The sequence below is a fragment of the Acinetobacter sp. KH_038 genome (assembly GCF_057839405.1).
This window is the reverse complement of record NZ_CM174489.1, coordinates 695,013-709,241: the sequence shown is the minus strand read 5'-3', so window position 1 is coordinate 709,241 and position 14,229 is coordinate 695,013. Positions and strand designations below refer to the sequence as shown.

At 45.5% G+C, this 14,229-nt stretch carries 16 protein-coding genes; 5 read left to right on the top strand and 11 right to left on the bottom strand.

Features of this window, described 5'->3' with window-relative positions:
* Positions 1-181 precede the first annotated feature (181 nt).
* The 4 genes from AC3IT7_RS03220 to AC3IT7_RS03205 all read left to right on the top strand — a co-directional run bounded on the left by AC3IT7_RS03220 (position 182) and on the right by AC3IT7_RS03205 (position 3,343).
* On the top strand, positions 182-1,114 hold the full coding sequence (locus tag AC3IT7_RS03220) for a transporter substrate-binding domain-containing protein (protein WP_475655326.1): 933 nt from the start codon (positions 182-184) through the stop codon (positions 1,112-1,114).
* Positions 1,115-1,176: 62 nt separating this feature from the next.
* Positions 1,177-1,920, top strand: a complete 744-nt coding sequence (locus AC3IT7_RS03215; RefSeq protein ID WP_489249376.1) for an amino acid ABC transporter permease — start codon at positions 1,177-1,179, stop codon at positions 1,918-1,920.
* Positions 1,920-2,603, top strand: coding sequence for an ABC transporter permease subunit (locus AC3IT7_RS03210; protein ID WP_489249375.1), 684 nt, complete (start codon positions 1,920-1,922; stop codon positions 2,601-2,603). The genes AC3IT7_RS03215 and AC3IT7_RS03210 overlap by 1 nt, the downstream gene beginning before the upstream one ends.
* A 14-nt stretch (positions 2,604-2,617) precedes the next feature.
* Positions 2,618-3,343, top strand: a complete 726-nt coding sequence (locus AC3IT7_RS03205) for an amino acid ABC transporter ATP-binding protein (RefSeq protein WP_475655339.1) — start codon at positions 2,618-2,620, stop codon at positions 3,341-3,343.
* A gap of 76 nt (positions 3,344-3,419) precedes the next feature.
* Here AC3IT7_RS03205 and AC3IT7_RS03200 read toward each other — a convergent pair whose 3' ends face one another.
* Positions 3,420-4,181 (bottom strand): ferredoxin--NADP reductase, encoded by a 762-nt coding sequence (locus tag AC3IT7_RS03200; RefSeq protein ID WP_489249374.1) that lies wholly within the window; start codon positions 4,179-4,181, stop codon positions 3,420-3,422.
* Between the two features lie 85 nt (positions 4,182-4,266).
* Here AC3IT7_RS03200 and gigC point away from each other — a divergent pair, with 85 nt between their 5' ends.
* Entirely contained in the window at positions 4,267-5,145 is an 879-nt protein-coding gene (gigC, locus tag AC3IT7_RS03195) for a LysR family transcriptional regulator GigC (protein ID WP_475655322.1), read from the top strand.
* 41 nt (positions 5,146-5,186) lie between these two features.
* Here gigC and AC3IT7_RS03190 read toward each other — a convergent pair whose 3' ends face one another.
* The 10 genes from AC3IT7_RS03190 to nuoI all read right to left on the bottom strand — a co-directional run bounded on the left by AC3IT7_RS03190 (position 5,187) and on the right by nuoI (position 14,212).
* Positions 5,187-5,921: a cold shock domain-containing protein gene (locus tag AC3IT7_RS03190; RefSeq protein ID WP_489249373.1), complete on the bottom strand. Its 735-nt coding sequence runs from the start codon at positions 5,919-5,921 to the stop codon at positions 5,187-5,189.
* 165 nt (positions 5,922-6,086) lie between these two features.
* A complete protein-coding gene (locus tag AC3IT7_RS03185; RefSeq protein ID WP_489249372.1) occupies positions 6,087-6,446 on the bottom strand; it encodes a hypothetical protein in 360 nt (119 codons plus the stop codon).
* Between the two features lie 204 nt (positions 6,447-6,650).
* Positions 6,651-6,944 carry a cold shock domain-containing protein gene (locus AC3IT7_RS03180; protein WP_005097911.1) on the bottom strand — a complete coding sequence of 98 codons (294 nt, stop codon included), beginning with the start codon at positions 6,942-6,944 and terminating at the stop codon, positions 6,651-6,653.
* An 85-nt stretch (positions 6,945-7,029) separates the two neighbouring features.
* The gene (gene upp, locus AC3IT7_RS03175; RefSeq protein WP_475654863.1) at positions 7,030-7,665 is read right to left on the bottom strand and encodes a uracil phosphoribosyltransferase; all 636 of its coding nucleotides are present in this window, start codon (positions 7,663-7,665) and stop codon (positions 7,030-7,032) included.
* A gap of 123 nt (positions 7,666-7,788) precedes the next feature.
* Entirely contained in the window at positions 7,789-9,333 is a 1,545-nt protein-coding gene (nuoN, locus tag AC3IT7_RS03170; RefSeq protein ID WP_489249371.1) for an NADH-quinone oxidoreductase subunit NuoN, read from the bottom strand.
* Between the two features lie 3 nt (positions 9,334-9,336).
* Complete coding sequence (nuoM, locus tag AC3IT7_RS03165) at positions 9,337-10,950, bottom strand: NADH-quinone oxidoreductase subunit M (protein ID WP_489249370.1); 1,614 nt, start codon at positions 10,948-10,950, stop codon at positions 9,337-9,339.
* 1 nt (position 10,951) lies between these two features.
* Entirely contained in the window at positions 10,952-12,847 is a 1,896-nt protein-coding gene (nuoL, locus tag AC3IT7_RS03160) for an NADH-quinone oxidoreductase subunit L (RefSeq protein ID WP_489249369.1), read from the bottom strand.
* A complete protein-coding gene (nuoK, locus tag AC3IT7_RS03155; RefSeq protein WP_004280769.1) occupies positions 12,844-13,152 on the bottom strand; it encodes an NADH-quinone oxidoreductase subunit NuoK in 309 nt (102 codons plus the stop codon). Before nuoK ends, nuoL begins: the two co-directional genes overlap by 4 nt.
* Positions 13,152-13,670 (bottom strand): NADH-quinone oxidoreductase subunit J, encoded by a 519-nt coding sequence (gene nuoJ / locus AC3IT7_RS03150; protein WP_489249969.1) that lies wholly within the window; start codon positions 13,668-13,670, stop codon positions 13,152-13,154. The genes nuoK and nuoJ overlap by 1 nt, the downstream gene beginning before the upstream one ends.
* Complete coding sequence (gene nuoI / locus AC3IT7_RS03145) at positions 13,670-14,212, bottom strand: NADH-quinone oxidoreductase subunit NuoI (protein WP_489249368.1); 543 nt, start codon at positions 14,210-14,212, stop codon at positions 13,670-13,672. The genes nuoJ and nuoI overlap by 1 nt, the downstream gene beginning before the upstream one ends.
* Positions 14,213-14,229: the final 17 nt, after the last annotated feature.

The following is a 14,229-nucleotide window of genomic DNA, read 5'->3' as shown; positions in this document are numbered from 1 at the left end:
TTCCTTTTCTAATTCAGTAACATTTCAGCAATAAATTCAGCTTGAGTCATGTTAGAGGTTTCACCTAAGATGAGTATAAACGAGCACTTAGACTTTATAGCAATAATCAAGATACAGTCTCAGTACAGTCTAAAAACTGGCTCAATCATAATAAACGAAAAATGGAAAATGGAGTTTTAGGATGAAATCAAACTATAAGTTCGCTACGCTGCTGTGTGCCAGTGCCCTGACCTTGGGACTGAGTGCCTGTAGTGACAATCAGGCACCAAGCAATCAACAGGGCAACGAGAATACGTCGGGTACACTGAATAAAATCAAACAGTCTGGCACGATTGTTTTGGGTTATCGTGACTCCTCGATTCCATTCTCCTATATTGCAGACAACCCGAGTCAACCGGTTGGTTACGCACATGACCTGCAGCTGAAAGTGGTAGAAGCGGTCAAGCAAAAGCTGAATCTTCCCGATCTGAAAATCCGTTATAACCTGGTGACCAGTCAGAACCGGATTCCGCTGGTTTCCAACGGCACCGTTGACCTGGAATGTGGTTCAACCACCAACAACAAGGAACGTCAGCAACAGGTTGATTTTTCAGTCGGTTTCTTTGAGGTTGGTTCTCGCCTGTTGACTGCCACCAATTCTGGTATCAAAGACTTTAGTGATCTGAAAGGTAAAAAGCTGGTGACTACCGCCGGTACTACTTCTGAACGCTATATTCGTCAACATGAAAAAGAACTGGGCATTGGGGAAATCATTTCTGCCAAAGACCATGCAGAATCGTTCTTAATGTTGCAAAGTGGCCGTGCAGCAGCTTTCATGATGGATGACATTCTCCTGGCCGGAGAAAAATCCAAAGCCAAAAATCCTGAACAGTGGCAAATTGTTGGTACTGCTCCGATCCATGAAATTTATGGCTGTATGCTGCGTAAAGGCGATACTGAATTCAAGCAGGTGGTCGATGATGCAATTAAAGCCACATATAGCTCTGGTGAAATCAACAGCATGTACCAGAAATGGTTCCAGTCACCAATTCCACCCAAAAATATCAATCTGAATTTTGCCATGTCTGACGCACTGAAAGGCTTGGTGAGCAACCCGCATGACCGTGATCAATAGGTTCTAAATCTTATCTGTCTTGCTTAAGGCACAAGCTGCTTAAGTATATTGTTGGAGTTGCAATGAATTACAGCTGGAACTGGGGTGTTTTATTACAACCGACCGGGATTGGTGATACCACCTATCTGAACTGGATCATGACCGGCATCGGCTGGTTAGCCGTGATTGCGGTTGTGGCCTGGTCGATTGCCATGCTCTTGGGCAGCCTGTTGGGCATCATGCGAACCTTGCCCAGCCCGACTGCCCGAGCGATTGGTACTGCTTATGTCACTATTTTCCGGAATGTGCCGTTACTGATCCAGTTATTTATCTGGTTTTATGTGGTACCTAATTTTCTGCCGGGCAGCATCCAAAACTGGTGGATCAATGATTTGGGAGCCAATACCACGGCGCTGATTTCTGCCAGTATTGGTTTGGGACTCTTTACCGCAGCACGCGTTTGTGAGCAGGTGCGTACCGGAATTGAGGCTATCCCGCCGGGCCAGGTCAATGCCGGCTATGCAATGGGATTCAGCACGGCACAGTTATATCGTTATGTGATTTTACCGCAGTCATTCCGCATGATCTTACCGCCACTCAGTTCAGAACTGACCAACTGCGTCAAGAATACCTCAGTGGCCTCGCTGGTCGGGGTCGCGGAAATCATTTCCCAGATGAAGACCATCAGTGAATATACGCAAAATACCATCGAGATTTATACCTATGTCACGCTGATTTTCATCCTGATCAATATCTGCCTGATTGGCTTGATGAACTTTCTGGAAAAACGCTTCCAGGTGCCTGGTCTGATTGCGGGAGCGAAATAATGGAATGGTTCACTGCATTTTTTCAGGATTTACAACTATCGGCGCCAGCACTGTGGCATGGTCTGAGCATCACGTTAAAAGTCTTGTGTTTCGCTACCGTGGGCGGGGTCTTTATTGGCACCTTACTCGCCTTGATGCGGCTGTCTTCAATCAGGGTGCTGAACTGGATTGCCAAAGGCTATGTCAACCTGTTCCGTTCCATTCCCTTACTGCTGGTACTGATGTGGTTCTACTTTGCCGTACCCTTTATCTATACCGGGGTGACCGGGAAATACCTGAACATGGATACAGCGCTGGTGTCCAGTATTGTGGCCTTTATGCTGTTTGAGGCAGCCTATTTTTCCGAAATTGTGCGGGCCGGTATCCAGTCTATTTCCAAGGGACAAACCGATGCGGCTTATGCACTGGGCATGAGTTATAGCCAATCCATGCGCTTGATTGTACTGCCTCAGGCCTTTCGCAAAATGACTCCGCTGTTATTGCAACAGACCATTATTTTATTTCAGGATTCCACCATGGTCTATGCGATTGGCCTGTTGGACTTTTTCCGGACCAATTATGTCCGGGGTGACATGATGTCATTACTCACCCAATATATTCTTTTTGCTGGTCTGGTGTATTTCACCATCAGCATGATTGCCACCTATACCGTAAAAAAATTACAACAGAGGTTAAGTATATGAGCGAACCTAAAGTCATGATTGACCTCCAGCATATTAGTAAATGGTATAAAGATTTTCAGGTGCTCACCGACTGCACCACACAGATTTGTCAAGGTGAAGTGGTTGTGGTGTGTGGGCCCTCTGGTTCAGGAAAATCCACGCTAATTAAAACCGTCAATGGCCTGGAACCCGTTCAGCAAGGCACGATTTTGGTAGATGGCATCAAAATCAATGATCCTAAAACCAATTTAAATAAGTTAAGAAGCCGTGTCGGCATGGTGTTCCAGCATTTTGAATTGTTCCCGCATCTCAGCATTACTGAAAACCTGAGCATTGCCCAGATCAAAGTCTTGGGACGCTCTGAAGCCGAAGCCAAGAAGAAAGGTCTCGCCTATCTGGATCGGGTCGGCTTAAGTGCGCAGGCCAATAAATTTCCGGCACAACTGTCGGGTGGACAACAGCAACGGGTTGCAATTGCCCGTGCACTGAGCATGGATCCGATTGCGATGCTTTTTGATGAACCCACCTCCGCACTTGATCCGGAAATGATCAATGAAGTATTGGACGTAATGGTAGGACTAGCCAAAGAAGGCATGACCATGATGTGTGTCACCCATGAAATGGGCTTTGCCCGGCAGGTGGCCAATCGGATCATCTTTATGGATCAGGGAAAAATTGTAGAAGATTGTAGTAAAGATGATTTCTTTAATACCCCGCGCGGGGAACGTGCCCAGCAATTCCTGAACAAGATTCTGCACTGAAATATCCTGAATTCAATAGGTCTGCTCATAAAAAAAGCTCATCCAAGGATGAGCTTTTGCCAATCAGCACTTCATTTTACCAGTAATTTTCCACTGCAATATTGCCTTCACCCCGACGGTTCATGGTCAGGCCACGAGCTTTTAGCGCTTCTTTGGTATCATCTACCATTTCCGGATTACCACAGAGCATGACATGGGTGGTTTCCGGATTGAGCTGCATACCGGCTGCTTTTTCCAGTTCACCATTGCCAATCAGTATCGGTAGCCGGTCATGTAAAGGTGCATCGGGTTCACGGGTAATAATCGGGATAAATTTAAAGCCGCTATGCCCTTCACCAAAAGTTTCGGCAATCTCTTGAATCCGTTCTACATACGCCAATTCCGCTCGGGTACGCACGCTATATACCAGATTGATTTTCTCGTATTTGCTCCAGGTTTCAAAGTCTTGCAACATGCACAGAAACGGCGCCAGCCCTGTACCCGTACCCAGCAACCACAAGTCTTTAGGTAAAGGTAACTGATAACGTGCCAAGGTCAGATAACCATAGGGAATTTTTTCCAAATACAGCTCATCGCCTACTTTCAGGTGCTGTAAGTTGGAAGTAAATTTACCTTCTGGCACCACAATCGAAAAAAACTCCAGAGTTTCATCAAAAGGAGATGACACCACCGAATAGGCGCGAACCACCAGTTCATCTCCCACTTGCAGGCCAATACGCGCAAATTGCCCCGCAGTGAATTTAAAATGTGCCGGGCGTGTCATGGTGAAACTAAATAATGTATTGGTCCAACGATGTACAGATAAAACTTTTTCTAGGCTAAATTTTTCAATTGACATGATTTCAACGTGGCATGAAAGACTGTGCTCATGGTAGCATGGCAATATAATTTATTAATATTTTTTAAATGTTAAGGCTCTACTCATGCGCATGACTTTACGCCAATTGGCTGTTTTTGTAGCAGTGGCACAAGAGGGTACCGTAACGAAGGCTAGCGATGCCGTCAAACTTACTCAAAGTGCGGCGAGTATGGCTTTGGCAGATCTGGAAGATGGTCTCGGTGCTCCCCTATTTGACCGTCTAGGCAAGCGTTTACAGCTCAATGACCTGGGGCGCTTTCTTCTCCCGCAAGCGCTGGAAATTCTGGGTCGCTGTGAATCTTTTGAACAGGTCGCTAAAGGTGAGCTTCAAAGTATCGATTTACGTTTAGGTGCAACCCTGACCATTTCAGATTACCTGATTCCTGACCTGATGGCCGATTTCCTGAAGATTCAGCCGCAGGCCCATTTACAGCTTCAGGTCGGCAATACCCGTCAAATGATTGAAGCAGTGAATCAGTTCCAGTTAGATTTAGCGCTCATTGAAGGTTCTTGTCATTTGCCACAACTGCAATGTATCCATTGGCGTGATGATGAGCTGGCAGTGTGCTGTGCACCGGATCATCCTCTGGCGCAATTGAAACGTGAACTGACCGCTGAAGATTTCAAATCTGTTGAATGGATCTTGCGTGAAGAAGGTTCCGGTACACGCGAAGTATTTGACAATGCCATTTTAAAAGATGTGCCAGATGCCAATATCCGTCTGACCCTCGGTCACAATGAAGCGATCTTGAAAATCGTGGCAGGCGGAATCGGCATGTCCTGTATTTCCAAGCTGGCGATTGAGCCTTTACGTGAAAAAGGTCAGCTGGTGATTCTTGACACACCATTCTGGTCGCTGACCCGTCCATTATATATGCTGGTACATCGTCAGAAATATCAGGGGCCGGGTCTGAGAGCCTTTATGAATTTCTGTGAAGCCTAGATTTATTTTTCAATAAAAAAGCACCTTAAGGTGCTTTTTTATTACCATCGTGAATCATTCTCACAAGGCTCACCATCGTTATCACCATCCATTTTAGTATTTGGACAGTTCCGGATAAAGAATAATGCCTCCTCATAAGAACCCATTTGACTACAATGTTCCCGGCCATCGCATTTGAATTGAGAGGTCGGTTGCGAAGTCGTCTTTGAAGTTTCCGGATTAATCATATAACTTTGACTTGGTAACTCAGTGCCACGATTTTCTAGATTCTTAAGCCCCTGCTCAGATAATCCCTGCATAGATAAATCACCTTGTGCTGCTCGCTGCTCAGTGACAATCCGTTGCTGCTCTAGCATCAGTTGTTCAAGCTTCTGCTGTTTTTGTGCTTGATAAGTTTGGTATTTTTGATAAATAAGTCCAATAAGGAACGTAATAATAATTAATCCCGATATTGTGATGAGTTTTAATCGAGTTGATGATTTTGTTTTTTCATAACGTGGAGCAGCATGTATTTCAGATGCTTGATCTCGGTCATGATTCTCTTTAATAGTGAGCTTTGATTGAATATCCAGCCGAACAATATGCTGTGCCTTAAACTTAGCCTTATCCTCAACCACCAAAAACTTTAAATTTTCCCCAATTTTTGGCGGAATATTCTTATTAGGAATGTCCTTGATATGAAAAAATAAATCTTGAGATTCCCCTTCGACCTGAATAAAACCAAAACCACGATCTTCGTTATAGGTTTTGATTCCCCCTCTTGAAACATAATTCACTCTTATCTTTGATATTTTTAATGATTGTCATGAAAAACAAATCAAAAAGCTTTCTGGATTATTTTCATACTGAGCAAAAAAAAGCACCTAGAGGTGCTGTTTATAATTAAAAATGAGATAAAGGCTGGATTGAAAGTAGAAACTAAAATCTCTCTTTTTTAAATTTTATACTTCGCCAAAAATCATAAAGCCAACTGCTGATACCAATGCCAACCATAGCGTGGGGCTAAAAAGTATAGAACGCTGTACCGGTACAGATATTGTCGGTGCCAAGGATGGCAATGCCACGACTTCTGCTACAAACTCATCCTGAACTTTGACATCCAGACGCACCAGATTGTCCCATTTTATTGTGCCCTGATGAGGAATAATCCTAAGTTTAAGCAGTTCTCCAACTTGAGGTTCAATTTCAGGTGAAGGTAAATCCTGCAGCTTAAAATCTAGCTCCTGCGCTTCCTCTCCGAGCTCAATGGTGCCTGTACCACGTTCGGAATCATAAGTCTTAATTTTTCCATCCCTAAACATGACATTTATCTCTATAAATCAATAAATGTAGTTTAAATGAGAACAAATAGAGAATATTGTAGGGCTTTGGTGGAAGTTTTATTGTTTGCGTAACGGAGCACACACTTTAGGTTACAAAGCTTGCTCCAGATCAACACCCCGACCACTTTTCCTATTCATAAAGAGGCCACGAAGGCCTCTCTTTTTAGCAAGCGTCATGCCTGATTAACGTTTAAGATTGGATAGTAATGCAGAAGTGATTGACTGGTTATGTGCAGCGACCTTGGATTTTTTAGCTTTCTTCGAGGTATCCTCAACACGTTCAATCTTAATGGCTTTGTATTTATCGCCATTTTCAACAACATTAAATTTCACGCGTTCATTGCGTTTTGGCTCACCTTCTGCCGCTGGAAAGTCTGAAATATGGAAAAAGACATCTCCCTCAGCTGAACCAATAAAACCGAAACCTTTGGCAGGGTCATACTGTTTGATTTTGCCCTGATATAATTCATCTTTCATGCTGTTGTCCTATGCTGAAAATGCCCGATCTACATTATATAAAAAAGAGGCTGTAGTAGCCCCTTTTTTCGTCCTGTTCAAAAAATTAGTCTTTTTGAACCGAACCAAAGATTTTATCGCCCGCATCGCCCAGACCCGGAACGATATAACCATGTTCATTTAAACCGTCGTCGATTGACGCCGTGAACATGATCACGTCAGGATGTGCTGCTTCTACGCGCTTAATGCCTTCCGGCGCAGCCACCAGCACCATGACCCGAATATCTTTACAACCACTGGCTTTGAGTACATCAATCGCAGCCACCAGAGAAGAACCGGTCGCCAGCATTGGATCAATGATCATTGCAATACGGTTCTGTACGTCTGGAACCAGCTTTTTATAATATGTACGTGCTTCCAGGGTTTCTTCATCACGCTCTAAACCAAGGACAGATACTTTGGCACTTGGAATCAGATTCAGGAAACCGTCCAGCATGCCAATACCGGCACGCAGAATCGGTACAACCGTGATTTTTTTACCCGCAATACGGTCAACCTTTACCGCACCATTCCAGCCATCAATATCATGCTCGACCATTGGCAGGTCTTTAGTGGCTTCATAAGTCAGCAGCATGGTGACTTCTTGTGCTAACTCACGAAAGTTCTTGGTACTGATATCTGCACGGCGGAGTAAACCGAGCTTATGTCGGATGAGCGGATGACGAATTTCATGGATTGCCACGGGAGAACACCTAAAAGGTTAAAAATAAATCTCCGCTATTATAAAGGCTTTTATTGATTTGTATAAATAAAAAAGCCCCCAATCATGGAGGCTTTTTTGTAATAACATCAATCTATGCAGATATTAGTTAAAACCACTTTGCACCAAAGTGAAAATGAATTGCTGTAATTCAGGTGACATGGCAAAGAATGCATATTTAGACACCGCAATCACTGGATCTGGATAGACACCAATCACCAGTACCGCAAGTGCAGCAAGAAGCACCATGATACCACCCACTTTTTGACCCCAGTGATTAACCGCATCCAGGCGTGGTGTTTCAGGCGGTGTCATGTATAACACAACCATCACACGCAGGTAGTAGTACAAACCAATACCTGAACCCAGGATCACCATTGCAGTCAGGAACCAGGCTTCGCCTGCCACTGCAGTTTTAATCACCAGGAACTTACCGATAAAGCCAGCAGTTAAAGGAATACCTGCCAGAGACAGCATCATCACAGTCAATACAGCAGTCAGGACTGGACGGCGCCAGAACAGACCACGGTACTCAGCCAGACTACCTGCCTCATCGGTATTGTTATACGGACTCGACATCAGCGTCACCACACCGAATGCACCGATCGTGGTTAATACATAAGTAATCACGTAGACGTTTACACTTTCAAAAGTCGCGAAACCTTGAACCTGTAAGAAATCAGTATTACGTGCACTAACGATCGCCACCAGCAAATAACCAAAGTGTGCAATTGAAGAGTATGCCAGGATACGTTTCAGGTTGACCTGACGAACCGCCAGCAAGTTACCTGCAATAATCGACAGAACTGCAATAATCGAAATGATCGTTACGAAGCTGTCTGCCAGGATTAGGCCTGAAGACAAGGCATAACGAACAAACAGACCAATCATCGCCACTTTCGCTACTGTCGCAAGGAAAGTCGCGATTGGTGCTGGTGCACCTGCGTAAACATCTGGTGTCCATTTGTGGAATGGTGCCAGCGATAATTTAAATGCCACAGCAAATACGATTAACGCCAGACCAATCACCACAGCCGGTTGACTGAATACAGTAAACAGTTTGCCCGGTTCTGCAACGAAACTTAAAGTACCGGTGTAGGCATAAATATAGGCCATACCCATCAGCAGCATGGCAGATGCCGTTGCTGAAAGAACCAGGTACTTTACACCCGCTTCAAGCGATTGAGAGCGCTGATGTGTATATGCCAACAGGCCGTATACAGGAATCGACATCAACTCAAGGCTAATAAAGAATGACGCATAGTGCGAGCTTGCCACCATTAACATTGCACCCGCAACGGATATCAACATCAAGATGTACAGCTCTTCACGGTTATCTTTATAAGTTTCGATATAGGCATGTGACAAGGTGCTACAAGCAAGTGCAGCAATCAGGATCACAAACTGGTACAGCATCGTAAATGGATCTACGATGAACAGATTCATCACATTGGCAGGTGCAAATACGCCCGCCAACAGTACGAAAATGATATAGAACGCTGCTAAGTTCAGACCAATAACAGTCGTCGTCGCAACAAGATTATGGTTACGCTTGATTGCAGTCAGCAACATCACCACGATCGCAGTTAACGACACGATCATCACAGGTGCGAGCGGCATAAGCTCAGAAAAAGACATTGTGAAGTTCATGGCTTATCGGATCTCCACATTTTCAAGTTGAGTCGTTACTTGATCAGCAACTTCAACTACTTCTTGAACTGGAATGTAGCTATTCGCTAACCACGCCATGCTTGAGTTAGACACATCAAGGAAGCTTTGTGGGTATAGACCAAGCCAAAGTAGACCAAACGCACAGATCAACAATAATGCGATTTCACGTGCATTCAGATCTTTTAACGGATTTGTATAGTGCTGCTGTTGCGCTTCATTTGGCACACCAAACAGGGCTTTGTGAATCAGGATCAGACCGTACAGACCTGCAAAGACCAGACTGATTGCCGCAAGAATGGTAAACGCCGGGAATTGTGCATAAGCACCCATCAGGATCAGGAACTCACCAATGAAGTTACCCAGACCCGGAATACCTACAAGCGCCGCAACAAAGAACATCAGGAAGAATGCAAGATACGGGAACTGACCACGCATACCACCCATCAAACGCATGTCACGTGTATGTACACGCTCATATACCTGACCACACATAATGAACAGTGCAGCAGATGAAATACCATGTGCCAGCATCATGATCATCAGACCCTGGAAGGTCAGAATGTTACCTGCGTAAATCGCAAGTAGAACAAAGCCCATGTGGGAAATAGATGTGTACGCAAGTAAGCGTTTCATGTCGGTTTGCTGGAAAGCACACCAAGCACCGTAGAAGATACCGATTAGACCAAGAATGATCGCGATATCTGCAAACTGCGCAGATGCTGCCGGAAAAAACGGAATCACAAAACGCAATAAACCGTACGCCGCAGTCTTGATCAAGATACCTGCAAGGTCAACAGAACCCGCCGTTGGTGCTTGCGCATGTGCATCTGGTAACCAGCCGTGTAATGGGAAAACTGGAAGTTTTACCGCAAAACCGATGAATAAACAGATCATGAATGCATAAGCAACCGCTGGAGCCTGAGCGTCAAGCGTATTCGCCACACCTAATAAATAGTTGTAGTCGAAACGGATTTCGCCGGTCATGCTATAGCCAACAGTCACCAGACCCAAGATACCAATCAGCATCACCAGACCAGCAACCTGCGTGTAAATGAAGAACTTGTTTGCTGCATAAACACGTGACTTGCCTTCTGCCCCTTTATGACCCCAAAGAGCAATCAGGAAGTAGATCGGCACCAGCATCATCTCCCAGAAGAAGAAGAACAGGAACAGGTCAATCGCCAGGAATACACCGATGACACCACCCAGAGACCATAAAAGGTTGAGGTGGAAGAAACCAACGTTCTTTTGAATCTCGCCCCATGAACAGCCTACTGCCAGCACACCAAGGAGTGCAGTCAAGCCAACCATAAGCAGAGATAAACCATCCACGGCAAGGTGAATGTTAATGCCCAGGGTTTGAATCCAAGGCAGTTTGAATTCGGCAGCCCACGAAGGTGTCGCAGCGCCCAATTCATAGTTATAGGTACCAGTCTGCCAAAGGACGATGGTCAAAACCAAAGTCACCAGCATACCGATCAGCGCGATATAACGCGGCAAGTGTTGGTCGAGTTTATCGACCAACCAGCATATGAAACCTGCAATGAACGGAATGAGGATCAGAGCCGGCAAAATAATATTGTTTGGAGCTTCCATTTTATTTCCCCACGACCTGAATCACGATCAAGATCATCAGTAGGACAACGACACCGAGCCCCATACTAGATGCATATTCACGCAATGAACCGGTTTGACGTGAACTTGTAAAGCTGTGACCACTTTTGACCAGTGCAGGAAGTACCAGCCATAGACCATCAATTGGATCACGACCGAACAGTTTAGCGAACAGCAAATATGGCTTCACGAAAATAAGGTCGTATAGCTTGTCGAAACCTAATGCATTCCGGCAGATATTGACCAGACCAGCACCCACAGAAGTGGCAGCAAAACGTTTGACTGCATTGTAAGCAAAAGCGAACAGCACTACACCAACCACAAGACCCGTCAATGCAACAGCAATGGCGATGTATTCAGCACCATGTGCACCCGCTTCAAGCGCTTCAGGAATAATGAAGGCTGGAATTTGGGCTGCATCCAGAATGCTCATCACTGGTGCTTTCAGTACGATTGCCAGACCTGTTGAAAGGACTGCAAGAATCGCTAATGGGCCCCAGTAAGTTGCACCTTTGATTTCATGATAAGGCGTGTTTTCCTTGCCGAAGAATACCACCCAGATTAAACGGAATGTATAAATCGAAGTTAAGAAAGCACCTGCAACACCGACCCAGTACAGCGTGTTATACACTGGTAAACCAGCAATATGACTTTGCGTCCAGACTGCAGCAAGAATTGCATCTTTTGAGAAGAAACCAATGGTCAGGAATGGAATCGCTGCCAAGGCACCGCCACCAATCGCGAAACATGCAAACAGGAATTTGTTCTTGTAGAACAAACCGCCCATCTTGAAGATATTCTGTTCATGATGGTAAGCCAGAATTACCGCACCAGACGACAAGAACAAGAGCGCCTTGAAGAATGCGTGAGTCAGCATGTGGAACAGACCGGCCTGGTATGCTTCAGCACCAACTGCCATAAACATATAACCGAGCTGACTCATGGTTGAGTAAGCTAGAATACGTTTGATGTCGGTTTGAACCAGTGCTGCAAAACCAGCAACAAGCAAGGTCACCGCACCTGTGATTGAAATGAATACCATCACTTCTGGTGCAAGTTCAAAGACTGCGAACAGACGGCAGCACAGGTAAACACCCGCGGTTACCATGGTCGCAGCGTGGATCAATGCAGAAACAGGTGTTGGACCTGCCATCGCATCGGCCAACCATGTTTGTAATGGGATCTGTGCAGATTTACCTGCCGCACCCAAGAACAGGAGCAATGCTGTCCAGATGGTCAATGAAGAACTTTGTGTCATTACAGTCGCTGCATTTTCAACGATGTACTGAATGTTCAAGGTACCGAATTGCTGGAAGATCAGGAACATGGCAATCAGCAGGAATACGTCACCAATACGGGTAACGGTAAATGCCTTGATTGCTGCCAGACCATTTGCAGGGTTCTGGTAGTAATAACCGATCAGCAGGTATGAACACAGACCTACACCTTCCCAACCCAAGAATAACAACGCCAGGTTGTCACCCAGAACGAGAAGCAACATGCTTGCAACGAACAGGTTGAAGTAAGAGAAGAAACGTGCAAAGTCTTCTTCACCGCGCATGTACCATGAGGCAAAGATGTGAATCAAGAAACCCACGCCTGTGACCATGCCCAGCATCAGTAAAGACAAACCATCAAGCTGCAAGCTGATACCCGGTGCAAAACCGCCAACACTGAACCAGGTCCAGAGATGTTGAACAGTGGCTTGTGAGCCATTATTCACAAAGTCCAGGCCTGCAATCAGTGCAAACAGTGCAGATAGACCCACTGCACCGACACCAATAATGGCTGCAACTGACTCAGGCAGCTTGTTGCGCCCCGCCGCTAACAGGACAAAACCAATGAGCGGAAATAAAATTGTTAGATATAAATAACTCATCCGCGCATCTCACTAGCAGCATCCACATCCAGGTGATGGAAGCGATGATAGAACTGAAGGACGATCGCAAGACCAATACAAGCCTCTGCCGCAGCAAGTGTCAAAATCAGGATAAACATGATCTGACCATCTGGCTGTGCCCATGCACTGCCCGCCAGGACGAATGCCAAAGCAGCAGCATTCATCATGATTTCAAGGCTCATTAAAATAAATAGTAGGTTGCGTCGCACCATTACACCGTAAAAACCCAGTGCAAAGAGAATAGATGCAACGATCAAACCATGCTCTAAAGGGATGTTGCCCATTATTCTTTTTCCTCTTCTGCATCTGGTTCACGTTTACCCAAATGAAATGCAGCTACCAAGGCAGCAAGCAATAACATCGCGGCAACTTCAACCAACAACAAGTATTGCGTAAAGAGTGCTTGACCCACTGCTTTCGGGCCCACCATTTCTGTACCCATCACCAGTGAAGGCTGTGTGTAATCCGAGTTTAATACCCATACCAGCACCAGACCGATCAGGAAGCTCATCAGCGCCGGGTAAGCCCATGCCGATGAAGTCAACCATTTACGTTCCTGTTCAACCGTATGCTCACCCAGGTTCAGCATCATCACCACGAACACGAATAACACCATGATCGCGCCAGCATAAACAATCACTTCCAGCGCACCCGCAAATGGCGCACCCACGATCAGGAACATACCTGCCACTGCAAGCAAGGATACGATCAGGCTTAATAAAGCATGTACCGGGTTCGCGTTAGTCACCACGCGTACCGTAGAGACAATGGCCACAAGGGCCATTAAATAAAATGGCCACATCATGGTAATAGACTCCGTACATCAACAGGTGCACTTTCACGCTGTGCTTGACCTTTGTCCTTGCCTGCAACTGCCATACCGGTTATACGGTAGAAGTTATAGTCAGGGTATTTACCAGGACCAGAAATCAGCAGGTGTTCTTTTTCATAGACCAGGTCTTGACGAACATATTCACCAAGTTCGAAATCCGGGGTCATTTGAATTGCTGTCGTTGGACATGCTTCTTCACACATACCGCAGAAAATACAACGCGAGAAGTTGATACGGAAAAACTCCGGATACCAGCGACCATCTTCACGTTCTGCTTTTTGTAATGAAATACAGCCTACCGGACAGGCAACCGCACACAGGTTACATGCCACACAACGCTCTTCGCCATCAGGGTCACGCGTCAACACGATACGACCACGGAAACGTGGTGGCACGATTTCTTCGGCCGGCACTTCCGGATATAAAATGGTGTCACGTTTACGTGTTGCGTGGCTGAACACCATCCACAACGAACGCACGATTGACCCGAATCCAGCTAGAAATTTAAACATTTTGTTCTCCCTGCTGT

Bases quoted from the DNA above. Each gene is read 5' to 3' on its own strand.
- AC3IT7_RS03220 (WP_475655326.1), top strand. From the start codon at position 182: ATGAAATCAAACTATAAGTTCGCTACGCTGCTGTGTGCCAGTGCCCTG.
- AC3IT7_RS03215 (WP_489249376.1), top strand. From the start codon at position 1,177: ATGAATTACAGCTGGAACTGGGGTGTTTTATTACAACCGACCGGGATT.
- AC3IT7_RS03210 (WP_489249375.1), top strand. From the start codon at position 1,920: ATGGAATGGTTCACTGCATTTTTTCAGGATTTACAACTATCGGCGCCA.
- AC3IT7_RS03205 (WP_475655339.1), top strand. From the start codon at position 2,618: ATGATTGACCTCCAGCATATTAGTAAATGGTATAAAGATTTTCAGGTG.
- AC3IT7_RS03200 (WP_489249374.1), bottom strand. From the start codon at position 4,181: ATGTCAATTGAAAAATTTAGCCTAGAAAAAGTTTTATCTGTACATCGT.
- gigC (WP_475655322.1), top strand. From the start codon at position 4,267: ATGCGCATGACTTTACGCCAATTGGCTGTTTTTGTAGCAGTGGCACAA.
- AC3IT7_RS03185 (WP_489249372.1), bottom strand. From the start codon at position 6,446: ATGTTTAGGGATGGAAAAATTAAGACTTATGATTCCGAACGTGGTACA.
- AC3IT7_RS03180 (WP_005097911.1), bottom strand. From the start codon at position 6,944: ATGAAAGATGAATTATATCAGGGCAAAATCAAACAGTATGACCCTGCC.
- nuoN (WP_489249371.1), bottom strand. From the start codon at position 9,333: ATGAACTTCACAATGTCTTTTTCTGAGCTTATGCCGCTCGCACCTGTG.
- nuoM (WP_489249370.1), bottom strand. From the start codon at position 10,950: ATGGAAGCTCCAAACAATATTATTTTGCCGGCTCTGATCCTCATTCCG.
- nuoL (WP_489249369.1), bottom strand. From the start codon at position 12,847: ATGAGTTATTTATATCTAACAATTTTATTTCCGCTCATTGGTTTTGTC.
- nuoK (WP_004280769.1), bottom strand. From the start codon at position 13,152: ATGGGCAACATCCCTTTAGAGCATGGTTTGATCGTTGCATCTATTCTC.
- nuoJ (WP_489249969.1), bottom strand. From the start codon at position 13,670: ATGTGGCCATTTTATTTAATGGCCCTTGTGGCCATTGTCTCTACGGTA.
- nuoI (WP_489249368.1), bottom strand. From the start codon at position 14,212: ATGTTTAAATTTCTAGCTGGATTCGGGTCAATCGTGCGTTCGTTGTGG.